Raw genomic sequence first — 21,440 nt, 5'->3', positions numbered from 1 at the left:
GCGGCTCCCCGCGCCGCCACCGGGGCCGGGAAACCGGCCTTCCTCCGCTCCGAACTGGCCTGATACCGACGCCATACCGCTGTCGAAGCGGTAGCCAGGCCTGGCTTCCTAGCCTTCCGCGCGATCTGCTGAAGCCGCTCACCCCGGGATGAGCGGACCGGCCGTCACCACCGCGCGGGCCGGTACGCCGGGGCGCGCCGGTACGTCGGTCTGGGCAGGTACGTCGGTGCGCGGGGGCACCTCCCGCTCGCGGGCGTACAGGCCGAGCAGCCGAGGCACCTCGTACAGCGCGGCATGCGCGGTGACCTCCCCGGCCGGCGAGGTCACCGCACCGGCGTCGATCAGCGACTCGACGGCCCGGATCGCCGCCCGCTCCCCGCAGCCCAGTGCCGCCGTGGCCCGGTCCAGGGTGAAGCCCCCGTCCTCGGCGATCCCGGCCAGCCGCCCCAGCACCCGCCGGTCGCCGTCCGCCAGGTCCTGCCAGCCGGACGCGATCCGGTGCCGTACGGAGACGTCCCCGGCGACCAGTTCGTCCAGTGCGGCCGACGGGTCCTCCAGCCGGGCCGCGTACTCCGCCAGCGGCAGATGCCGCAGCACCGCCAGCCGCATCCCGCTCACCTCCACCGCGAGAGGCAGCGCCCCGCAGGCCCGCACGATCCGCAACGCCGCCCCCGGGTCGGCCCGCAGCCGCCCGGCCCCGATCAGCCTTCCCAGCAGCTCCAGGGCCTCGCCGTCCGCCAGCACGGGCAGCGCGATCCGGTGCACCGGGGCGAGACCGGCCAACTGCCCCCGGGAGGTGACCAGTACGGAACACTTCCCGGACCGCGGCAGCAGTCCCCGTACGGACGCCTCGTCCGGTACGTCGTCCAGCACGACCAGCGCCCGGTGCCGGGCCGGCCACTCCTGCCAGGCATCCGCGAGGGCGCCCGTCGCCGCGCCTGCGTCCCCCCGCCCGCCCTCCGGCTGCCCGCCCTCCGCAGGAGCGGCGGCCCCCGCCACCCCGCACAGCCGCCCCAGCTCCGCCAGGATCTCCGCCCGGCCGCGCGCCGTGCCGTCCTCCCGGCGCACCCGGACATGGACGCGGCCGTCGGGGAAACGGTCGGCGAGCAGCTGCGCCGCCCGCACCGCCAGTGCCGACTTCCCCGACCCGGCCGGGCCCGAGACGACCACCACGCGCTCCTCGCCGCCGCCCAGCACGTCGAGCAGGCCCCGCAGTTCGTCACGGCGGCCGGTGAACGCCCCGGTACAGGCGGGCAGCGCGACCGGGCCCGCCGCCTCCCGGGCGGCGGCGGCCCGCCGGGCCTCGCGCCCCCGGCCGAGCATCGAGCGGTACAGCGCCGCCATCGCCGGACTCGGCTCCAGGCCCAGCTCCCTCGCCATCAGCTGCCGGTAGTCGTCGTACACCGCCAGCGCCTCGGCCTGCCGGCCCGACTGGTGCAGGGAGTTCATCCAGGCGGCCCGGAGCCGCTCCCGCAGCGGATGGCGCTCCACCAGGTCCCGCAGCCCGTCCACCGCGACGGCCGGCCGGCCCAGCTCGATCGTGGTCTCCGCCCAGTCCTCGTACACCGACAGACACCGGGCCTCCAGCCGGTCCGCCTCCTCGGCCACCCCGGCGGAGTCCCGCAGATCGTTCAGCGGCGGCCCCTCCCACAGGTCCAGCGCCTCCCGCAGCAGCCGGGCCGCACCGGGCAGATCGCCCCGCCCGGCCGCCGCCCGTCCCGCGCGGGCCAGCGACCCGAAGCGCAAGGTGTCCAGCTCGCCCTCGGCGATGCGCAGCAGATAGCCCCCGCAGCCGTGCGCCACCCGGTCCCGGCCGCCGTCCCCGGCAGGCCCCAGGAGGGTGCGGGCGGCACTGACGTAGACCTGGAGGTTCTTGCGGGCGGTGCGGGGCGGATCGTCCGGCCACACCACGTCGGTCAACATGCCTACCGGTACGGGGGTGTTGGGCCGGGCCAGCAGCGTGGCGAGGACCAGGCGCTGCTTTCGCGGGCCGAGCGGCAGCTCACGGCCGTCCAGCCGGGCCGTGAGCGGGCCGAGCAGGGAGAAGTACACCGCACCGGCCGAACCGGTACGGGCGGGAGGTCGGGTCATCAGCGGGCCTCCGGGAACGGGGACGGGCGGCGGACTGGGCCGTACGCACGCCCCGATCCTGCTGCCGCGCGGGCCCCCGCACATCGGGGCCCCGCCCGCATCTTCCGTCCGGACACCCGACCAAAACCGCCCGACGCCCCCATGTTGCCCGCCACGGCCCCCAGGTCCTTGGATCCCCGGGCCCCGTGGTTCTCAGGCCTGTGGTTGTTAGGCCCCGTGGCTCTCGGGTCCCCAGGTCCCGCAGTCCCCAGGTCCCGCAGTCCCCAGGCCCCGCAGTCCCCAGGTCCCGCAGTCCCCAGGTCCCGCAGTCCCCAGGCCCCGCAGGCCTCAGCGCGGTCCTCAGGCCGGCTCGGCGGCGCACTCGGCGGCGAACTCGCACAGGGCCGCCCGGTCCGCGCGCCCGGTCTTGCTCAGCAGACTGGCCATGTGCTTCTCCACCGTGCGGGGCGAGATGGACAGCCGCCGGGCTATCTGCTGGTTCCCGGGCCGCTCGGGCAGCAGGACGAACACCTCGTACTCACGCGGCGTCACCCCGCTGCTCCGCAGCGACGAAGGGATCCGGTCCCAGCCGCCCCGGTGCTGGGTCACGCTCGCCCCGGCCTGCCGCAGCGCCGCCCGGCACGCGGAGGCGACCGGCTGTACCCCGGCCCCGTAGAAGAACTCCTCGGCGGTCCGCAGCCACGCCACCGGCTCGCCCCACCCGTCCGCGCGGGCCGCGTCCGCGACCAGCCGCAGGCCCAGATGGCGGGCGACCGGGAAGGGCGCGGAGCGCGCGTCGAAGGACGCCATCAGCCGGGCGGCCCCGGCCGGGTCCTTCTCCCGGCCCAGCAGCACCGCGTCGGCCAGCTCCAGGAACTGCCGGTTCCAGGCGAGGCAGCCGCCGGGAGCCGCCCGCGCCTCCGCCAGCTCCGCCCGGTCCGCCTCGCCCGCGAGGACCCGAAGCAGCGGGCGCAGCCCGTACCGCCCGCTCAGGTAGTAGTAGCTCGGGTGGTCCAACTCCCAGGCCAGCGCCTCGTCCAGACCTGCCGCCGCCCGCTCCCGGTCCTCCTCCAACAGCGCCCCGAACGCCCGGCACAGCCCCGCCCGGAGCGGCACCAGCAGCGACTGCTCGCCCCCGGCCCGCCGGAACGCGGCCAGCGCCCGGTCCGTGTCCCGCCGCCGCCCCCGGTGCGCGGCCATCGTCGCCCCGGCCAGCAGCAGATAGCGGTGGGCGGACAGATCGCCGACCCGGGCGCTGGCCTCCGTCGAGCGTCCGATGATCTCCTGGGCCTCCTCCCACCGGGCGCACATCACCGCGTTCATCGCCAGCAGTCCGTCGACCGTGCGGGTCAGCAACAGCGCGCCCAGCTCGGTGGCCGCCGCCCGCGCGGAGAGCAGCCGGGAGGCGTCCCCGGTCCGCATGAAGGCGTTCGCGCCGAGCCGCACCAGCGCCTCCACCCGCCAGACCGGCAAGGCGTGTTCGGTGGAGATCGACAGCATCCGCTCCAGCGCGGCGTCCGCGGCGTCGAAGCCCTCCTCGCGCCGCAGTAGCGCCAGCAACTGCCAGGCCTGGCACGCCACTACGGGCAGCCCCTCGGCCTCGGCGGTCTCCGCGGCCTCCAGCACGGCCCGCTCCGCCTCCGCCGGACCCCGGGGCTTCTGTCCGTGCTCGTGTCCGTGCTCGTGTCCGTGCCCGCGCTGGTGTGCGTGCCCGTGCCCGGGAAGCAACGCCAGATACCCGTCGACCACGACCAGCGCGGCCCGGCGGCCCGGCGGCGGCGACGGGCCGAGCAGGACCCGGGCCGCTTCGGCCTGGAGGGCCGCGTCGGCGGTGCGTTCCGCCATGACCGCCGCCCAGGCGAGTTCGATATGAGTCCGGCCGCGCCGGGCGGCGGCCTCGGAACGCGCCGGAACCGGTGGCAGTGCGTCCGCCAGCGCCAGGGCGCCGTCCAGATCGCCGCCTTCGGCACGGGCGACCGCCAACGACTCGGCGACGGCGGCCCGTTCGGTCTCGGCGGCCAGCGGGTGCGCCCGCTCCAGCAGCACCACGGCCGAGCCGTGCGCTCCCGAAGCGAGCATTCGTCTTCCCGCCTCCGCGAACTGGCGGGCCGCCCCCGCCCGGTTGCCCGCGGCCAGTTGCAGCGAGGCGACGAGCTGCCGCCCGTCCTCGTCCAGTGGCTGCCCGGAGTGTTCGATGGCCCCGGCGGCGCGGCGGGCCAGGGACGCGCGCTCGGCCGGTGCCAGCGAGGAGGTCAGGGCCTCGGCGGTGAGCGAGTGCCGGAAGGTATAGCGGTCGGGGGCCGCGCCGTCCGGAGCGATGACACCGGCCTCCACCGCGGACCGCAGGTGCGTGAACAGGGCCCGGTCCTCGAAACCGGTGACGGTCTGGAGCACGGTCACCGAGAACTGGCTGCCCAGGGTGGCCGACGCCAGCAGAAGGTCCCGCACCGGCTCGTCCAGCCGCTCCAGCCTGCGGGCCCAGCTGCGGACGATGTCCGAGGGCACCGAGGCGTCCGGCTGCTCCGCCGCCTCCCACCCGCCGTCCGTCCGCCGGAGCCGCCCGGTGTCCAGGAGATCGGCCAGCAGCACTTCCAGCAAGTACGGGTTGCCCGCGGCGCGTTCGGCAAGCCGCCGGTGCACCGACTCGGGTATCTCCTCCGGCCGCACCTCCAGACACGCGCCCGTCAGCGCCCGCACCCGGTCGTCGCGGAGCGGACCCAGCTCCCGCACCGTCGCGGTGTGGCGGCGCTCGGCGGAGCGTACGAGGTCCAGAGCGGCGCCGGGCTCCGGGCGCAGGGTGCCCAGGAACAGGATGGGCAGATCGGCCAGGTTGTCGATGACGTACTCGACGACCGCGACGGTCTCCGTGTCGCAGTCGTGCAGATCCTCCAGCAGGATCGTGCAGCCCGCCTCCCTGCCCAGCACGGACAGCAGCCGCAGCAGCGCCTCGGCCAGCTCCACGACCGTCTCCGGATAGCCGGGCGACCCGCCCCTGCGCCACTCCGGGACCAGCCGGGCCAGCGCCGGATGGTAGGGCGCGAGCTCCGGATCGGTCGGGGTGCCCGCGGCCCGGAACCGGGAGGACAGCGCCTCCGCGAGCGGGCGGAAGGGGACGACGAGCCCGGTCGAGGTGGCCCGGCCGCGCAGCACCGGCATGCCGAACCCGTAGGCCCGGTAGGCGCACTCGCCCACCAGCCGGGACTTGCCGATACCGGCTTCCCCGAGGAGGAACAGCGCGCGCCCCGAACGCCGTCGTACGGCGTCCAGGGCGCTGCTCAGCAGTCCGATCTCCTCGTCCCGCCCGACGATGACCGGCGAAGTGGCTCGCATGGCCGCAGGCTACTGGAGCCGTAACTCCGACGGCACCAGGCCAATCCGGCTGATTTGCCGCCGAGTTCGCCTGATCCGGTCAGAACGGGGCCGTCATGGTGGTCCAGGGCAGGTCGTGGCTGTAGCCGCTCTCGCCCTCCGAGCTGCTGAGAAGTCTGCTGCGCGCACCGAGGCCTCCGGTGGAACCCAAGGAGATCTGTCCGGCCGGGTGCTCGGGCGTTCCCTCGTGCGCGAGGTCGCCGGACGCCTGAAGGGCCGATTCGCCGAACTGCTTCATCTCTGCCTCATCCTCTGGTGGTCGTCAGAAACGGTGGTGGTCGTCAGAAACGGTGCGTGGGCATCAGGAGTGGTGCGTGGGGCATCAGGAGCGGAGGTGGTCGTCAGGGGCGGTGGCGGTCATCGGGATCGGTGCATGGTCGTCAGGGACGGTGAAAGTCGTCGGGATCGGTAGTGGCCGTCGGGAACGGCGGGTGGGCATCGGGAGCGGTGGGTCGGGGCGCCCGGGAGGGGCGCAGGAGCAGAGCGGAGCCGATCCGGTCGGGGAACCCCGCCCGCAGCAGCCCGTGCCCGATCCCCGAGAGCCCGGTGAGCAGCCCCGGGTGCGGTACGCGGCCGGGCGTCCCGCACTGCGGTCCCACCCGGTCCGCGGCGGCCAGCAGGGTCCCCGCCCGGCGCACCCACGCGGGCCGTGCGGCGGGCAGTACGGAGTGCAGCGCACTGTGGCCGAGGAGTTCGAGCAGCCCCGACTCCCCGTGGCACAGGCTGTCGTCGGCGAGCGGATCGATGCCGGCCAGCTCCCCGGAGCGCGCCGTCAGCCAGCCGGTCAGCTCCGGGTCCGCAAGTGCGTCGTGGCTGTCCGCTATCGCCAGCGCGATCCCGGCCACCCCGTCGCACCAGGCGGGCCCGGCGGCCGGGTCGGCCGCCGCTTCGTGGGCCGCCCCGGCGACCGGCCTGGCGACCGACCCGGCTGTCGCTCCGGCCGCCGCTTCGTGGGCCGCCCCGGCGGTCGCCCGGCGCAGGGCGTGAAGCCCGGCGCTCCGGTGGCGGGCGTCGCCGCCGGCCCCGGCGAAGCGCAGCAGCGCCCAGCCGATTCCCGCCGATCCGTCGGCGAAGCCCCCGGCGTCGGGGAGCGGGGCGGCGGTGATCCGCTCGGCGCAGCGCGCGGCGCCACGCCAGGCCTCCGTGCGGCCGGTGGCGCGGTACACCGCGAGCAGCGAGACCAGCCCGCCCGCCGCACCGCCGCGCACCCCGTACCCGCTCTCGGCCGCGCCCGCCGCGCAGCTCAGCCGTACGGCGGGACCGGCCAGGTCCAGCACCGTACGGTCGCCCAGCAGCGTGCCCACCTCGGTCAGCGCGTACGCGATACCGCCGAGGCCCGCGAAGGCGCCGGAACCCAGGGACCCGAGATCGTCGGCCCGCCCGTGCAGCGCGTCCAGCAGCCCCGGGACCGGGGCGAGCGCCTCCCGGGCGGCCTCCGCGTACCGGGAGGCGCCGGTGAGCGCGGCGAGCTGGGCCAGGAAGAGCGCGGGGCCGGTGTACCCGCCCGCGAGGTCCGCCGCCATCGGCGTGAGCCGCCAGTAGCGTTCGCCGAGCAGCTCAAGGCCGATCCAGTTGGTGCGGCCCTCGTGCCGGTAGGCGAGGGAGACGAGCTGGTCGCCCACCGACCGTGCGGCGGACAGCAGTTGCTCGGGCTCGGGCGCGGTCGCCGCGCTCGCCGCCCGGCCGCCCGGGACCGCCCGGTGCGGCGGCTCGGGCGAGGTGCTCACCATGGCGGCCCGGATGATCCGTTCCTGGTCCTGCCGGTCCACGGTGTCCATCGCCCGCACCTTCGCCTCGACGCGGGCGAGCCCGGTGGGACCGGCGTCGTCGTGCGCGGACGGGGCGGGGCCGGGCGCGGACAGGTCGTACGCCGCCCCCGCAACCGTACGGCCGGTGCCGCTCCACAGTTCCGTGCCACCCGGCCGGGTGCTGAACACCGGCACGTCGCCGCGCCACAGCTCCGCGATCTCCTCGTCCTCCAGACCGGGCAGCGCGGGCACGCCCAGGAGCGGGGTGCGCAGCAGCGACAGCACCTGGTGCCGTTCGGTGGCATCCCGCATCAGGTCGGGGTGGGTCGACTCGTCCAGCAGTGTGGTGTACGTCCAGGTCGGCCGGGGCACGACGCGCACCTCGTCCCGGGCGAAGAGCCGCAACAGCCCCTTGCTGCCGAGGAGTTCCGTCCGATGCTCGTACATCGCGGTGTATCCGGCGCGGAAGCCGGCGCAGAGGGCTTCGGTGTACGTGGAGGGGTCGGCGGCCACTTTGCCCAGCCGGGGCCGGTTGGCGGACTCGGTGAACCGGCCCGCCCGCCGTACCAGCCGCATGCGGTCGGTTCCGGCCTCCGCCCAGTCGGCGGTCTCGATCGGGGACGAGGCGGCCCGGCCCCCGCCGATGGCGGACATGTCGAGCGCGGTGGTGTCCCCGACGAGCAACTGGGGCAGCAGGCCCACCCGGTGGACCGAGTCGTGCAGGGCGCGGGCGGCCGGATCGGCGGACCGGGCGGGCCCCAGCGGCGGGTGGAACAGGGTCTCCACATCGACCAGGACCGGGTGCGGGCCGCAGGCGATCAGGTTCTCGTGGTGCAGATCCGTACCGTCCAGCGTGTGCAGCAGGGCCAGCAGCGCCCCCTGCCGCCGGTAGAACTGCCGGGTCTCCGCCACCGAGGCGCAGGGCCGCTCCTCGACGAACTCGGCCCAGCCGTAGTCCCCCCGGTCCAGGACGCGCAGCACCCGCAGCTCCGGGGCCCCGGGCAGCGAACCGAACCAGTCGGCAAGGGTGTTGAAGTGCCGGTGTGCCGCGAGCGGACGCGGCTTGTAGACCAGCCGGGTGCCGTCGGCGAACCGCAGCAGCATCACCGACCGGCCCCCGCGGTGGCTGTCGCCCGCGCCGGCCTCCACGCCGGTGAGCGCCCCGGGCCCCGCGCTCCCGGCGAGCGCCCCGCCCCGGGAGCCGGCCCGGTCGCCGAGCACCCCCGCGGGGGCCAGCAGATGCCGGTCGGCGGCGAGCCGTGCGGCCATCTCCGCGAACGCGTCCCCCGCGTTGAGGCAGGCCGTCGCGAGCAGGCGGGCCAGCACGGGGTAGCCGGTGACGAGGAGGGCGAGGCCGTCGCGGCGGGCGGTCAGTCGTACGAAGTCCCGGAACCGCTCCTCGGACCCCTCGCCGTTCAACCGGCCCAGCCGCCGGGCCTCGTGCAGTTCCGTCACGAGGGTGCGCGCCGCGATCCGGGCGAGCCGACGGGTCAGCTGGCGCCGGAAGTCCGCGAGGACGGGGAGGGAGCCGCCCACTGCCGGGCCGTTCGCCCCCGGATCGTTCACCGCCTGGCCGTCCGACGCCTGACCGCTTGCCGTCCGGTCGTTCGCCGCCTGACCGTTCACTGCCGGCTCGTCCACCGCCCGGCCGTTTGACGTCTGACCGTTCGCCGTCCGGCCGTTCGCCCCCGGGCCGCCTACCGCCTGCCCGTTCACCACCCGGCCGTCCGGCGCCTGCCCGTTCACCGTCCGGTCGTACTCCGCCGGGCCGTTCACCGCTGCGAGCGCGTCCCGGAGCCGCTCCGCCGCCGCCTCGACGAACGGTGCGACGACCGGCCCGAAGCCGCTGAGCCCGGGGTACGCCCGCTCGGCGACCACCACCTCACGCGGCGCCGAGGCGACGGCCTCCCGGGCGAAGGCCGCCCAGCCGGGCTCGCCGGAGGGCCCGCCCCCGACGACACCGGGAAGCCACCACGGCTCTCCGGCCGCGCCCCCGAACGGGGAGGGGGAGGACGAGGGGGAGGAGGGCGAGGGGGACGAGAGCGCTGCTGGGGCATCGCCGTACGCGACCGAAGCCCCGTCTTCGGGCGCAACGGAAACAGTGGGGGCGAGGCGACGGCTCGTACCTCTGTCGATCAGATCCTTCTCCGCCACCGCTCCGCACCTCCCCGGTCCCGGGCCGGGCCCGGTCGGGCCGCCCGCGTCCATCGTGGTGGGGGAGCGGGCCGGGCGCATGGGGGAGTCGCCCCCATCTTTCGCCCCCCGGCCCGCAGACACCGACCACGGGGCGGCGGTGGATTAGTGACCGGCGGCTTCTCGTCTGCCGTGCGGCGCCCGCCTGTTGGCCAAAAGGGTTCCCACAAGCGGTACTTACCGTGGTCGGCCGACGACACCGGGGCGTCGTCGGTATCTCTTGTGACGCCTCTGTGACCGTAATTGTGGCCCCCATCACAGGCGCGGGAGGCGCGTCTTGATCGGATGACCGAATGCGCCGAACCACCCCCCTCCGCTCGCCTCTCGCCAGAACCGCCCCCGTCGTATCAGCCCTCGTGGCCGCTGCACTGCTCACGGCCTGCGGTGCGGGGCGCGCCGGGACGGAGCGCCCCGGCGCAGGGAGGGGAGGCGCTGCCGAGTCACCGTCCTCCGTGCAGGTCGACGATCCGGGCAAGGACGGCGTACGGGTCACCTCGCTGACCCTCCCGTCGGTCTCCCCCTCTCCCACCCCCTCGCCCACCCGCAGCTACCTGGTCTCCGCCGACAGCCTCGCCCCGGAATCGGAGGTCGTTGCCGGCTACGAGGTCACCAATGAGGGCACCGAGACCCTGACCTACTCGGTCGTCATCACCTTCATGAGCGCGGACGGCGGGGCCATGGCCAACGAGACCGCGACCGTGCGTGACGTCGGCCCCGGGAAGACAGTGCGGGGGAGTGTCCGGGCCACGGGGCTGCCGCCCACCGCACCACGGGTGACACAGGCCAAGGTGCTCGAAGTGACCAAGGTCCCTGCGGGCGAGGCACCGGCCGAGCCGGGCACGTGCCCCGCCTCCGGGGTCCGGGTCAGCGCCGACAGGGGCGACGCGGCCATGGGACTGCGCGTCGTGGGCCTGCGACTCCAGAACTGCGGCACGCGCCGCTACACCGTCGAGGGCTACCCGCTGCTGAAGCTCCTGGACAGCGACTTCCAGCCCGTCGACGGCGTCACCGTCCTCGACGGCAGCGGTGAGATCACCACCGGTGCCGGGCCCGACGAGCGGCCCCGTCCCGTCACGCTCGGGCCCGGCGAGTCGGCGACCGCCGCCCTGGTCTGGCGCAACACCACCGAGTTCGGCACCGCGGTGAACGTGCCCTACGTGCAGGTCCGGGCCAAGGCCGGGGCCGACCCGGTGACCGTGACGCCGAACCTCGACCTCGGAACGACCGGAAAGCTCGGGGTCAGACCGTGGAAGAAGGCAGAGCGCTGAGCGGGACCCGTGCGAAGCCCGTCCAGCGGCGCTGCCCGGCAGAAGCGCGTCAAGTCTGTTGCCGGAGTCCGTTTCTGGAGGACCCGGTAGGAGCCCCACGCCGCACGGCTGGCTTCCTTCACGGCTACGCCGTCACTGCTCGTGGCACCGACCGTGGGCGAGTGCCGTAGCGCAACGGCGAGCTCACCGGAACGGGGCCACCCGTCCCCGCCGGCCTGGGAACAAGCCGGCGGTCCCGCCATGTCCGAGGACGGCTCATCCCCGCGGCGCTGCCGTGGACCCCCGGATCATCAGCTCGGCCGCGATGGTCGCGATGCCGCCGGGCGGCGGGTTCTCCTTGCCCATCGCGAGCCGCCCCGCCCGAGCGCCCGCCTCGAAGAGCGGCAGCCGCACCGTCGTGAGGGCGGGTACCGCGTCCACCGAGAACGGCAGGTCGTCGAAGCCCGCGACCGAGATGTCCTGGGGGATGCGCATCCCCTGGTCGCGTACGGCGGCGCAGGCGCCCAGCGCCACGGTGTCGTTGGCGGCCACGATCGCGGTCACGTCCGGTGCCCTGCGCAGGAGTTCGAGGGTGGCCTCGTAGCCGGAGCGCCGGTCGTAGGGCCCGTGCACGGTGAGCCGGTCCTGGTCGTCGGAGCCCCGGCCCCCGTCGGCCCCGCCCGGCGAGGCGGCGTCCGGACCGGCCGCGCGCAGTGCCTCCCGGTGACCCTCCAGCCGGTGCCGGGTGGTGGTCCGCTCCGGGGGCCCGGCGACGTAACCGATCCTGCGGTGGCCGAGGGAGATCAGGTGCTCGGTGAGCCGGCGTCCGCCGCCCCGGTTGTCGAAGGCGAGCGCGGCGACGAGCGCGTCCCCGTCGGGCAGCGGGGGCCGCCCGCAGAAGACGATCCGGGTGCCCGCGTCCGCGAGCTTCGTCAGTTTCGCGGAGATCGCCGCCTGGTGCGCCGGATCCTCGACCGCGCCGCCGGTGAGGACGACGGCGGCGGCGCGCTGGCGCTGGAGGAGGGTGAGGTAGGTGAGCTCGCGCTCCGGGGAGCCGCCGGTGTTGCAGATGACGGCCAGCTTCTCGCCGCCCGCCCGTCCGGAACCGTCCCCGGGGCCGCCGATCTCCGTCTGGGCCGCCCCCGCCATGATCCCGAAGAACGGGTCGGCGATGTCGTTGACCAGGATGCCGACCAGATCCGAGGTGGCCGCCGCGAGGGAACTGGCGGGCCCGTTGAGCACATAGTCGAGGTCGTTCACCGCGCGCAGGACCCGCTCGCGGGTCGACGCCGCCACCGGGTAGTTGCCGTTGAGCACGCGCGAGACGGTGGCCGGGGACACCCGGGCGCGGGCGGCCACATCGGCCAGGGTGACGGTCATCGCTGTCCTCCGTGGGATCACGTGCGGCCCCCTCTTGTCCGGCCGCTGTCGGCAGGCTAGCGTCATCTCCGATAGAAAGCGCTTGCTACGACCGCCTGGAGGGACCTTCGTGACACGCAGGACAGTGCGCATCGCCATGAACGGCGTCACGGGACGCATGGGATACCGGCAGCACCTGGTGCGCTCGATCCTCGCGATCCGCGAGCAGGGAGGCCTGGATCTCGGCGACGGCGAGGTGCTGTGGCCCGAGCCCGTGCTCGTCGGCCGCAGGTCCCACGCCCTGGAGAAGCTCGCCGGGCGTCACGGCCTCACCGAGTGGTCGACCGACCTGGACGCGGTCCTCGCGGACGACTCGGTCGAGATCTACTTCGACGCGCAGGTCACCTCGGCCCGGGTGGAGGCGATCAAGAAGGCGATCGCGGCGGGCAAGCACGTCTACACCGAGAAGCCGACCGCCACGGACGTCGAGGGGGCCCTCGGCCTGGCCCGGCTCGCCCGGGACGCGGGCATCAAGCACGGCGTCGTCCAGGACAAGATCTTCCTGCCGGGCCTGCGCAAGCTGAAGCGCCTGATCGACGGCGGCTTCTTCGGCGAGATCCTGTCCGTACGCGGGGAGTTCGGCTACTGGGTCTTCGAGGGCGACTGGCAGGAGGCCCAGCGCCCCTCGTGGAACTACCGCGCGGAGGACGGCGGCGGCATCGTCGTCGACATGTTCCCGCACTGGGAGTACGTGCTCCACGAGCTGTTCGGCCCGGTCACCTCCGTAACGGCACACGTCCAGACGCACGTTCCGCAGCGCTGGGACGAGCAGGGCAAGCCGTACGCGGCGACCGCCGACGACGCCGCGTACGGCATCTTCCAACTGGCGGGCGGGGCGGTCGCGCAGATCAACTCCTCCTGGACGGTACGGGTCAACCGTGACGAGCTGGTGGAGTTCCAGGTCGACGGCACGCACGGTTCCGCCGTCGCCGGCCTGCGCAACTGCCGTGTCCAGCACCGCTCTTCGACGCCCAAGCCGGTCTGGAACCCGGACCTCCCGGTCACCGAGCCGTTCCGCGACCAGTGGCAGGAGATCCCGGACAACCAGGAGTTCGACAACGGCTTCAAGGCGCAGTGGGAGCTCTTCCTGCGCCATGTGGTCCTGGACGAGCCGTACGCCTGGGACCTGCTGGCCGGCGCCCGGGGCGTCCAGCTGGCGGAGCTGGGACTGAAGTCGTCCGCCGAGGGCCGCCGCTTCGGCATTCCGGAGCTGACCCTGTGACCGGCGCGTCCGGGGTGCGGTACCGCCGGGGGCCGCTGACATGACGATCCACCTCCCGCAGGGCCCCTACACGCCTCGCGCCACCCCGCTCGACCTCGCTCCGGGAGCGGCGGCCCCCTCCTCCCGTACGGTCTTCTCGGCCGCGCACGTGGTCGCGGACCCGTACGCGGACACCACCCCGGACGGCCCGGCGGCGGTCGACTGGGAGGCCACGCTCGCCTTCCGCCGCCACCTCTGGGCGCACGGTCTGGGCGTCGCGGAGGCCATGGACACCGCGCAGCGCGGCATGGGCCTGGACTGGGCGGGCGCGGCCGAACTGATCCGCCGCTCGGCCGCCGAGGCGAAGGCGGTGGGCGGCAGGATCGCCTGCGGTGTGGGCACCGACCAGCTGCCCGACGACGGTACGCCGACCCTGGCCGAGGTCAGGTCCGCGTACGAGGAGCAGCTGACCCTGGCCGAGGAGCACGGCGCCCGGCCGATCCTCATGGCATCGCGCGCACTGGCCCGCGCGGCACAGGGCCCGGAGGACTACCTCGCCACGTACGCCCATCTCCTGCGGCAGGCGTCGGAGCCGGTGATCCTGCACTGGCTGGGCCCGATGTTCGACCCGGCCCTGGAGGGCTACTGGGGAAGCGCCGGCCTCGACGACGCCACGGACACCTTCATCGAGGTCATCGCCGAACACCCGGACAAGGTCGACGGCATCAAGATCTCCCTCCTGGACGCGGCCCGCGAGATCGACGTCCGCCGTCGCCTCCCGGGCGGGGTCCGCTGCTACACGGGCGACGACTTCAACTACCCGGAACTGATCGCGGGCGACGAACGCGGCTTCAGCCATGCCCTGTTGGGCATCTTCGACCCGCTGGGCCCGCTGGCGGCGCACGCCGTACGGGTGCTGGACACGGGAGACGTGAACGGCTTCCGGGCCCTCCTGGACCCCACGGTCGGACTCTCCCGCCATCTCTTCCGGCCGCCCACCCGCTTCTACAAGACGGGCGTGGTGTTCCTGGCCTGGCTGGCCGGCCACCAGGACCACTTCACGATGGTGGGCGGACTCCAGTCGGCACGCTCGCTGCCGCATCTGGCGAAGGCGTACGAACTGGCCGACGGCCTGGGCCTGTTCCCCGACCCGGACCTGGCCGAGCACCGTATGCGCTCCCTGCTCGCGGTCCACGGAGGCGTACGATGACCGGTGATCTCACGCGCCTGAGCATCAATCAGGAAACGCTCAAGCAATGGTCGTTGCCCGAGCTGGCCGAAGGTTGCGCCAAGGCGGGCATCGGCAAGGTGGGCCTGTGGCGGGCCCCGGTGCAGGCGTACGGCGTCGAGCGCGCGGCGCGGCTCATGTCCGACGCCGGGCTCACGGTCACCAGCCTCTGCCGGGGCGGCTTCCTCGCCGCCTCCGACCCCGCCGAACGCGCCCGCGCCCTGGATGACAACCGGGCCGCGATCGACGAGGCGGCGGCCCTGTCCACCGACACCCTGGTCCTGGTCTCCGGCGGCCTCCCGCCCGGCAGCCGCGACCTGCACGGGGCCCGCGAGCGGGTGGCCGAAGCGCTGGCGGAACTGGCCCCGTACGCGGCGACGCGCGGCGTACGCCTGGCGGTCGAACCGCTGCACCCGATGTACGCGTCCGACCGCTGCGTCGTCTCCACGCTCGGCCAGGCCCTGGACCTGGCGGAACGCTTCCCCGCCGAGCAGGTCGGGGTGGTCGTCGACACCTACCACCTCTGGTGGGACGACCGGGCGCCCGCACAGATCGCCCGCGCGGGCGCGGGCGGCCGTATCCACTCCTTCCAGCTGGCCGACTGGATCACCCCGCTCCCGGCGGGCGTCCTGCTGGGCCGGGGGCAACTGGGCGACGGGAGCGTGGATTTCCGTGCGTTCCGCCGCCAGGTGGAGTCCGCCGGCTTCGACGGCCCGATCGAGGTGGAGATCTTCAACGAGGCGCTGTGGGCCCGCGACGGGGCGGAAGCCCTGGCGGAAGTGGTGGACCGCTACGTACGGCATGCCTGCTGACGAAACGCCTGCTGAGAGCCTTGCGCCGCACCGATGGTAAAGAAACGGCAAAGGGCTGCAACCTTTGCGTACCCTCCCGTGTCACACATGGCGTCGGGACTTCCGGGGAGGGGTCCGGGGGGACGGGAAGGCCCGACGGGAGGGGAACGCGAGGGGGGTCCGGCCGCGAGGCCGGGCCCCATTCCGCTGCCCGGGGCCGGATTCCGTTCCGTGCGGCGTGAGGCCGCCCCGCACCGGTGAGGGGACAGGGAGTGGACACCGACCGACCGTATGCCGGGATCCGGCTTCCTGAAGGGTCCTGGTGGGACTGGGACGTGGTCGACTGGAACGCCGGGCGATTGCGTCTGGCCGCCGGTCACGATCTCACCTACCACCACGGCCTTGAGCTGGTCTTCGGCGACCCGGTCTTCGTCAGTTGTCCGTCGACCTTCCAGGATCCGACGTTCCGCGCCCCTTCGGCCGACGAGATCCGGCGGATCGCACAGCATCACGATGAGGAGCCCCGCGTCGTGGTCGCCTTCGAGGCCGATTCGGGCGGCCGGACTCCCGCCACCTGTCTCATTGCCGCAGATCGCCTTGAGATCGTTCGGGAGCCTGTCCTGAGGTACTGGCGCGAGGACGCCGAACCCGGCCGACGCTTCGCACCCTGGGTGCGGCCTCCCGGCTGAGGGCTCCTGCCGGGTGTCGCGGGAGGGCGGGCCGGCGGATCAGCTCCGCAGGTCGGTGAGCCTGGACAGGGCGTCGGCGGCGGCATCCCGTTCCTCGGCCCCGAGGCGGATCCCCGCAGCCGCTTCGAGCAGCGCCGCCGCCCGCTCCGCGTCCCCCATCCGCTGCGCGATGTCCGCGCGCAGGACGAGAAGCCGCAGCCTCTGCGCCGGAGTCGGGTGCTCGTCCGTCAGTCCGAGCGCCCGGTCGATGATCTTCGCCGCGCCCGGCAGATCCTGCTTGGAGTCCACGAAGAGGTCCGCCATGTGCAGGGCGCGGGCGAAGATCTCCTTCGGTGCGGGCCGGTGGTTCTGGTCCTCGCTGATCGGCTGCCCGACCCGGATCGTGTTCCCGGTCGGGTCGGTCACCAGGAACTGCCGCATCCCGTACGACATGTCCTTCAGCGGCCCGATGCGTGGCAACCCCCGTGCGGGGACGCGCCCGTAGGCCTCCTTGAGGCCCGCCCGGAACGCGGCGTGCAGGCCGTCCACGTCATCGGTGAGGACGTAGCACCCGGAGTGGGAGAACGCCGGTTCGTACTCCTTCATGCCGTACAGCTGGAGCTCGACCGATCCCCGCTCGACGGCGGCGTACGCGTACGGGCTCTTCTGGAGGTACGTCGTCTCGAAGCCCAGGGCGGTGTAGAAGTCGACGGTGGTCTCGATCAGCGAGGTGCGGCAGGGCAGCATCGGGATGGTCGTCTCGGTCATGCGAGTAACGTAGTCAAATTTGAGTACTGGGGGCAAGTGGCGTTCCGTGACCGGCCGTCGCCCCTGCGCGTCCTGACGCGCCCGCGGGGCGGGATCGGGCGCCGGGGGCCTTCAGGAGTGAGAGTTCTCGCCGCTCCGGCGGCGTTTTCGCGGGTGGGGCATGGCGGCACAGGTCTAGACCGAACGGACTCTTTACGCCTCTCCCCGCCCGTGCATTACTCATGACATGCCCATGGCACTCGAAGGCCGGGTGTCATGGGTCTCTTCCTCGTCAACGTGCCCGGAGGTGGCTATGCCCGCGTACCGTTCTCCGTCCCGCCGAATCAAGAGATCCCGGGTGGCTTTACCGGCCGCCGCTCTCGGCAGTGCCGTGGCGCTGATCCTGACCGGCACGGGCCCGGCCGCCGCCGCGCCGCCCGCACCCGACAAGCCGGTCCGGTCCGGACAGGCCTGGATGGGGGCGGGCACCCGCATTGAGCAGGGCCCCGCGTCCCCGGCGACGGGCGGGGTCACACCGATGGACACCAGCGGCGTCCAGGGCATCGACGTCTCCCACTGGCAGGGGGCGATCAACTGGGGCTCGGTCAAGGCCGCGGGCATCGACTTCGCCTACATGAAGGCCACCGAGGGCACGTCCTTCAAGGACAGCCGCTTCAACGCGAACTACACCGGCTCCTACAACGCCGGTCTGATCCGGGGCGCCTACCACTTCGCCCGCCCCGACGTCTCCAACGGATCGGCCCAGGCCGGCTACTTCGCGAGCAACGGCGGAGGATGGTCCAAGGACGGCAAGACCCTCCCCGGTGTGCTGGACATCGAGCACAACCCGTACGGCGCCATGTGCTACGGCCTCTCCACGACCCGGATGCGCACGTGGATCAACGACTTCTACACCACGTACAAGGCGCGCACCACCCGGGACGTCGTCATCTACACGACGGCCGGCTGGTGGAACACCTGCACCGGCAACTGGACCGGCATGGCCACCAAGTCCCCGCTGTGGGTGGCGCACTGGGGCACCAGCAGCCCGAACATCCCCAGCGGCTTCCCCACCTGGACGATCTGGCAGTACACGGCGACCGGCCGGGTCAGCGGGGTCTCCGGCGACGTGGACCGCAACAAGTTCAACGGGAGCTTCGCCCGGCTCCAGGCCCTCGCCGGCAACACGGCGTAGCAGCACCGTTCCTGGCGGCGGCCGGGTGAGTCCGTCCCGTCCATGGCGCACCCGGCCGCCGTGCCCGCCGCTACCTTGGCCGCCCTCACCCCCGCCGACTGCCCGACTGCCCGACTGCCCGACCGACTGGCCGCCCGGCCGGAACGACCGTAGACCAGGAGCCCGCCGTGAACCTTCCGCAGCCGTCCCGTCGCCACGTCCTGCTCGCCGGCGCCGGCGGACTCGCCGCCGTCGCCTTAACGGGTACGGCCCACGCCCTCGACACCGTCGAACCGGACATCGACAGCACGTCCCAGTGGGAAGCCCGTCCGCCCCAAGGCCCGTTGAGCCTGGTGGGAAAGCGGCCCACCATGATCATCGTGCACCACACGGTCAGCGCCAACACCTCCGACGACTCCCGCGCCCAGGCCCACCGCCACGCCCGCTGGGTCCAGGACCTGCACCTGGACAGGAACGGATGGGCCGACACCGGCTACCACTTCCTCGTCAGCCGGGGCGGCTGGATCACCGAGGGCCGCCACCGCAGCCTCAGCACACTGCGCGGCGGCAGCGACTTCGTCCAGGGCGCCCACACCTCCGGCCGGAACGAGGAGGCCATCGGCATCGCCAACGAGGGCGCGTACCACGACGGCGCACAGCCACCGCAGGCTCAGTGGGAGGTCCTGGTGGTGCTCTGCGCGTACGTCTGCGAGCAGTACACCATCGCGCCGAGCCGCATCTACGGCCACCAGGACTTCGGCGACACCCTCTGCCCGGGTGTGCTGCACGACAAGCTGCCGCAACTGCGCAGCGAGGTCGCGGCGGGCATGGGCTGAGCGCGAGGCCACTCCGGAGGGAAAGGAGCCCCAGCGGTACGCGGTGAACGCTCCGTCGGAGACGGGCAGTTCACGGACGCCCGGCCCCTTGCTGATCGCGGATTGAGGATGGAGCTCACTGGGGCGTACTCCGCTGTGGTCTCTGCTCCGTGGCGTACTCGCGCAGCGTCTTGGCCGGGTCTTCCCCCAGGACATTCGCGAGGTGTCTCACGACCCCGGACGAGGAGCAGGCCCCCTTGTCGGACAGCCGGTTCTTGAAGTGCATGGAGATGAAGTACAGCGTGAGATCTTCGAACCGCCCGGTGAACTCCCACCGCTTCCACTCGTAGCGCCTGCTGAACTCGCAGCCCCAGTAGTTGGTGCGGACCCCGCGATAGCTGACGACGACGAAGGAGAAGTCGTAGCGCCATTTCGTCACTACACGCGTCTTACGGCAGGGACGCCAGGTACACCATCCCCAGTACCGCTCCTCGACCTCGACTTGCTCGGGCATGGTTACCGCCCTCCGGCTAGGGATACCTCCGGCGAAGCGGGTGCCCGGGACTGCGGCGTTTGCTGGTCAGCCACGCTCGGAGACCCGCCAAACACACAGTTTGTCCTCTTCTATCTACGCCGCCGCCCGGCGCCCGGCAACCGCGCCGGACGGGAGCCTTGGGCGCCGGCGAGGGGGTCGCGCCGGCTTCCATTCCGGCCGACCGGTCGCTGTGAGCCACTGCTCAACTCCTCGACCCGCGCGTCGAGAACTCGCCCGCTCATGCGCCCCCCGCCGTCCGTGGTCGAGTGTCAGGGGGAGTCGCTGTCTTCAGGCGGGGAACTCCCCGTTCCTGATCGCGGTGACGAAGGAGGACCAGCCGTCGGCGGAGAAGACGACGGCGGGGCCGCCGGCGGCTTTGCTGTCGCGTACGGGGACGGTGGCGTGGCCGTCGGCAACCTCAAGACACTCGGCGTTGGCCCCGCCGCTGTAGCTGGACTTACGCCATCCGGTCGGGGGCGCGTTGTCAGCAATCCTGGGCTCGTTGATGTGCATGTTCGTGCTCCTCCGCGATGCTTCTGACCAGCGCCACTGACTTTTGCCGTGAGGCCGCGTCACTCAGAGCGAGAGTGTAAGAGGTGTGGCAGGCCGCAACCAGCGCCGGATCATCCATGAGGCGACCGTTGTTCAAGCCCTCGACCCATGCCACAGGAGCCGCGTCCGCGAAGGACAGCAGATAGAGCATGCTCTCCAGGAGCGCGTGCGCGCCGGCTGCGAGAGGCAACACATGCAGCCGCAGGCGACCAGCGTTCGCCATGTCCGCCACCTTGTGCAGTTGCTCCGCCATCACCTGTGGTCCGCCGACACAGCGCCTGAGCGCGGCCTCGTCAAGGAGGGTCCAAGCTACCGGTGATGATGGCCTTTCCAGCACCAGAGCTCGCTTGGCGCGGCTGACAATGAGTTCGTCAAGTTGCGCTGCGGAGTAGTTCGGGCGGTAGGCCTGGAACACAGCCGCGGAGTAGGCCTTGGTCTGGAGCAGTCCCGGGATCAGGGCGGCACCGTACTGACGGATCTCCGTGGCCTCCTGCTCCAGCTCGGCGACTTCCCTGAAGTAATGCGCGAAGGCCGGGTCCAGATCTTCCAGCCACCGCGCGAAGAACCCGTCCGTGTTCAGGGCCCGATCGATCCGCTGTGCGTCCTCCGGATTAGGCAGCCGCCGCCCCGCCTCGTAGTGGCTGATGAGGGTCGGCGAGCAGACGACCCTCTCGCTCAGGGCCTCCTGCGTCAGCCCTGCCGCGATGCGCCGTAGTTTCAGCTCCTCACCGTACTTTTCCCGAGGCGTACGCGGCCTTCGCTTCGTTCCCATTGCAGTCCAACTCCTCGCCTTGACCAGAGTGCTGTCATCCCCGGCCCCCTAGAAGCGTATCGACCCGCGACCCCACTCTGTGATGGGTTCGCTACACAAAGAAGCGACGCCCGTACCTCGACGCACCCTGAGAAAGCAGGCCCCATGAAGCACGCCCTCGCCCGGCTCCTGAAGCCGGTGCTGCGCGTCCTGACCCCCGCATCGCTCCAACGGCACCCGCTGGACCCGTTCGCGTACGTCCACCCCTGCTCCTGCGCCTACGTCGGCGGCCCGACCTTCTGCCGGACCGGTGAGCGTCCCCCGCGCGGCGAGGACAGCCCACTGATGCGCCCGTACTTCGTGGCGCACGAACGGCGGGTGGCCGAGGGGCGCGCGGCCGAGGCGCGGCGGCGCATCCGGCGCGGGGGACTGCTGGTCACCGTGCGGGGCGTGGACGTCGGTCGTGTGACGGGGGGCGTGGCATGAGGGCGAGCAGTGAGCACACCGAAGGCCGGCCGATGCGGCTGCTGCCGTGGACGGGCACGGGCGGGAAGCCCTGTTACGTCGTGGGGGACGGCACCGGTTACGTGTCGCGGAAAGCTGACGAGGTCGAGAGCATCCAGCTCGACATGGCGGACGAACTGCTCGGCCACGCCGCCGATCTGCTGGCCGACGGCAATGCCACCGGGCCGCAGATTCACTTCCTCGCCGGCCGGCTGACCGAGTCGCTGCGCCAGATCGTGCGCGTCGCGGAGAGTCGTGGCGCGCGGCTCGAAGCGACGAGCGCCGAAGGCGGGGAACACGGCGGCCGCTGTTGCGCCGATGCCCCGGAGTAGCCGGCACGGGGGCACCCTGTCAGCACCACCCGGTAGCGTCGGGGCATGTCCAACATGGCCGTCCTCGAAGGTGTCCTGGAGCGGATCCCACTTCAC

18 protein-coding genes are annotated in these 21,440 nt (G+C 73.1%); 9 read left to right on the top strand and 9 right to left on the bottom strand.

All coding sequences use genetic code 11. The features are described 5' to 3' along the window. Window positions 1–138: 138 nt before the first annotated feature. From ACGF2Y_RS16850 to ACGF2Y_RS16835, 4 genes are all read right to left on the bottom strand, one after another. On the bottom strand, window positions 139–2,091 hold the full coding sequence (locus ACGF2Y_RS16850) for a BTAD domain-containing putative transcriptional regulator (RefSeq protein WP_392947532.1): 1,953 nt from the start codon (window positions 2,089–2,091) through the stop codon (window positions 139–141). Window positions 2,092–2,430: 339 nt separating this feature from the next. Then, window positions 2,431–5,400 (bottom strand): AAA family ATPase, encoded by a 2,970-nt coding sequence (locus ACGF2Y_RS16845; protein ID WP_392947530.1) that lies wholly within the window; start codon window positions 5,398–5,400, stop codon window positions 2,431–2,433. A 79-nt stretch (window positions 5,401–5,479) separates the two neighbouring features. Continuing rightward, the gene (locus ACGF2Y_RS16840; protein ID WP_392947528.1) at window positions 5,480–5,677 is read right to left on the bottom strand and encodes a hypothetical protein; all 198 of its coding nucleotides are present in this window, start codon (window positions 5,675–5,677) and stop codon (window positions 5,480–5,482) included. A 142-nt stretch (window positions 5,678–5,819) separates the two neighbouring features. After that, on the bottom strand, window positions 5,820–9,341 hold the full coding sequence (locus tag ACGF2Y_RS16835) for a type 2 lanthipeptide synthetase LanM family protein (RefSeq protein WP_392947525.1): 3,522 nt from the start codon (window positions 9,339–9,341) through the stop codon (window positions 5,820–5,822). Between the two features lie 332 nt (window positions 9,342–9,673). Here ACGF2Y_RS16835 and ACGF2Y_RS16830 point away from each other — a divergent pair, with 332 nt between their 5' ends. Then, window positions 9,674–10,648, top strand: a complete 975-nt coding sequence (locus ACGF2Y_RS16830; protein ID WP_392947523.1) for a DUF4232 domain-containing protein — start codon at window positions 9,674–9,676, stop codon at window positions 10,646–10,648. A 255-nt stretch (window positions 10,649–10,903) separates the two neighbouring features. Here the strand turns inward: ACGF2Y_RS16830 and ACGF2Y_RS16825 are convergent, their stop codons facing one another. After that, window positions 10,904–12,007 carry a LacI family DNA-binding transcriptional regulator gene (locus ACGF2Y_RS16825; RefSeq protein ID WP_392947520.1) on the bottom strand — a complete coding sequence of 368 codons (1,104 nt, stop codon included), beginning with the start codon at window positions 12,005–12,007 and terminating at the stop codon, window positions 10,904–10,906. Window positions 12,008–12,116: 109 nt separating this feature from the next. On the opposite strand from ACGF2Y_RS16825, the gene ACGF2Y_RS16820 reads away from it, so the two are divergent. The 4 genes from ACGF2Y_RS16820 (at window position 12,117) to ACGF2Y_RS16805 (ending at window position 15,955) form a co-directional block, all read left to right on the top strand. Then, entirely contained in the window at window positions 12,117–13,268 is a 1,152-nt protein-coding gene (locus tag ACGF2Y_RS16820; RefSeq protein ID WP_392947518.1) for a Gfo/Idh/MocA family protein, read from the top strand. A 40-nt stretch (window positions 13,269–13,308) separates the two neighbouring features. Then, window positions 13,309–14,457 (top strand): dihydrodipicolinate synthase family protein, encoded by a 1,149-nt coding sequence (locus tag ACGF2Y_RS16815; RefSeq protein ID WP_392947516.1) that lies wholly within the window; start codon window positions 13,309–13,311, stop codon window positions 14,455–14,457. Further along, window positions 14,454–15,287 (top strand): sugar phosphate isomerase/epimerase family protein, encoded by an 834-nt coding sequence (locus ACGF2Y_RS16810; protein WP_392947513.1) that lies wholly within the window; start codon window positions 14,454–14,456, stop codon window positions 15,285–15,287. Before ACGF2Y_RS16815 ends, ACGF2Y_RS16810 begins: the two co-directional genes overlap by 4 nt. A 314-nt stretch (window positions 15,288–15,601) precedes the next feature. Beyond that, a complete protein-coding gene (locus ACGF2Y_RS16805; protein ID WP_392947510.1) occupies window positions 15,602–15,955 on the top strand; it encodes a hypothetical protein in 354 nt (117 codons plus the stop codon). Window positions 15,956–15,994: 39 nt separating this feature from the next. Here the strand turns inward: ACGF2Y_RS16805 and ACGF2Y_RS16800 are convergent, their stop codons facing one another. Further along, window positions 15,995–16,702: a bleomycin resistance protein gene (locus tag ACGF2Y_RS16800; RefSeq protein WP_392947508.1), complete on the bottom strand. Its 708-nt coding sequence runs from the start codon at window positions 16,700–16,702 to the stop codon at window positions 15,995–15,997. A 292-nt stretch (window positions 16,703–16,994) separates the two neighbouring features. On the opposite strand from ACGF2Y_RS16800, the gene ACGF2Y_RS16795 reads away from it, so the two are divergent. Both ACGF2Y_RS16795 and ACGF2Y_RS16790 read left to right on the top strand, forming a co-directional pair. After that, window positions 16,995–17,876, top strand: coding sequence for a lysozyme (locus ACGF2Y_RS16795; protein ID WP_392947505.1), 882 nt, complete (start codon window positions 16,995–16,997; stop codon window positions 17,874–17,876). 167 nt (window positions 17,877–18,043) lie between these two features. Continuing rightward, a complete protein-coding gene (locus ACGF2Y_RS16790; RefSeq protein WP_392947502.1) occupies window positions 18,044–18,691 on the top strand; it encodes a peptidoglycan recognition family protein in 648 nt (215 codons plus the stop codon). A 115-nt stretch (window positions 18,692–18,806) separates the two neighbouring features. Here ACGF2Y_RS16790 and ACGF2Y_RS16785 read toward each other — a convergent pair whose 3' ends face one another. From ACGF2Y_RS16785 to ACGF2Y_RS16775, 3 genes are all read right to left on the bottom strand, one after another. Then, on the bottom strand, window positions 18,807–19,184 hold the full coding sequence (locus tag ACGF2Y_RS16785; RefSeq protein WP_392947499.1) for a hypothetical protein: 378 nt from the start codon (window positions 19,182–19,184) through the stop codon (window positions 18,807–18,809). 309 nt (window positions 19,185–19,493) lie between these two features. After that, window positions 19,494–19,718 carry a DUF397 domain-containing protein gene (locus ACGF2Y_RS16780; RefSeq protein WP_392947496.1) on the bottom strand — a complete coding sequence of 75 codons (225 nt, stop codon included), beginning with the start codon at window positions 19,716–19,718 and terminating at the stop codon, window positions 19,494–19,496. After that, a complete protein-coding gene (locus ACGF2Y_RS16775) occupies window positions 19,690–20,529 on the bottom strand; it encodes a helix-turn-helix domain-containing protein (protein WP_392947493.1) in 840 nt (279 codons plus the stop codon). Before ACGF2Y_RS16775 ends, ACGF2Y_RS16780 begins: the two co-directional genes overlap by 29 nt. A gap of 144 nt (window positions 20,530–20,673) precedes the next feature. On the opposite strand from ACGF2Y_RS16775, the gene ACGF2Y_RS16770 reads away from it, so the two are divergent. Then, a complete protein-coding gene (locus ACGF2Y_RS16770; RefSeq protein WP_392947491.1) occupies window positions 20,674–20,994 on the top strand; it encodes a hypothetical protein in 321 nt (106 codons plus the stop codon). Next, a complete protein-coding gene (locus ACGF2Y_RS16765; RefSeq protein WP_392947488.1) occupies window positions 20,991–21,344 on the top strand; it encodes a hypothetical protein in 354 nt (117 codons plus the stop codon). The genes ACGF2Y_RS16770 and ACGF2Y_RS16765 overlap by 4 nt, the downstream gene beginning before the upstream one ends. The last annotated feature ends 96 nt before the right edge of the window (window positions 21,345–21,440 follow it).

The sequence above is a fragment of the Streptomyces sp. NPDC048142 genome, assembly GCF_043202835.1.
Lineage (GTDB): Bacteria > Actinomycetota > Actinomycetes > Streptomycetales > Streptomycetaceae > Streptomyces.
Note: the sequence above shows the minus strand (reverse complement) of the source record. Positions and strands in the feature narration are given on the sequence as shown.

Excerpts from the sequence above, each read along its gene's own strand:
- ACGF2Y_RS16775 (WP_392947493.1), bottom strand. The coding sequence starts at position 20,529 with ATGGGAACGAAGCGAAGGCCGCGTACGCCTCGGGAAAAGTACGGTGAG.
- ACGF2Y_RS16765 (WP_392947488.1), top strand. The coding sequence starts at position 20,991 with ATGAGGGCGAGCAGTGAGCACACCGAAGGCCGGCCGATGCGGCTGCTG.
- ACGF2Y_RS16830 (WP_392947523.1), top strand. The coding sequence starts at position 9,674 with ATGCGCCGAACCACCCCCCTCCGCTCGCCTCTCGCCAGAACCGCCCCC.
- ACGF2Y_RS16850 (WP_392947532.1), bottom strand. The coding sequence starts at position 2,091 with ATGACCCGACCTCCCGCCCGTACCGGTTCGGCCGGTGCGGTGTACTTC.
- ACGF2Y_RS16770 (WP_392947491.1), top strand. The coding sequence starts at position 20,674 with ATGAAGCACGCCCTCGCCCGGCTCCTGAAGCCGGTGCTGCGCGTCCTG.
- ACGF2Y_RS16840 (WP_392947528.1), bottom strand. The coding sequence starts at position 5,677 with ATGAAGCAGTTCGGCGAATCGGCCCTTCAGGCGTCCGGCGACCTCGCG.
- ACGF2Y_RS16800 (WP_392947508.1), bottom strand. The coding sequence starts at position 16,702 with ATGACCGAGACGACCATCCCGATGCTGCCCTGCCGCACCTCGCTGATC.
- ACGF2Y_RS16845 (WP_392947530.1), bottom strand. The coding sequence starts at position 5,400 with ATGCGAGCCACTTCGCCGGTCATCGTCGGGCGGGACGAGGAGATCGGA.
- ACGF2Y_RS16815 (WP_392947516.1), top strand. The coding sequence starts at position 13,309 with ATGACGATCCACCTCCCGCAGGGCCCCTACACGCCTCGCGCCACCCCG.
- ACGF2Y_RS16795 (WP_392947505.1), top strand. The coding sequence starts at position 16,995 with ATGCCCGCGTACCGTTCTCCGTCCCGCCGAATCAAGAGATCCCGGGTG.
- ACGF2Y_RS16785 (WP_392947499.1), bottom strand. The coding sequence starts at position 19,184 with ATGCCCGAGCAAGTCGAGGTCGAGGAGCGGTACTGGGGATGGTGTACC.
- ACGF2Y_RS16780 (WP_392947496.1), bottom strand. The coding sequence starts at position 19,718 with ATGCACATCAACGAGCCCAGGATTGCTGACAACGCGCCCCCGACCGGA.
- ACGF2Y_RS16825 (WP_392947520.1), bottom strand. The coding sequence starts at position 12,007 with ATGACCGTCACCCTGGCCGATGTGGCCGCCCGCGCCCGGGTGTCCCCG.
- ACGF2Y_RS16810 (WP_392947513.1), top strand. The coding sequence starts at position 14,454 with ATGACCGGTGATCTCACGCGCCTGAGCATCAATCAGGAAACGCTCAAG.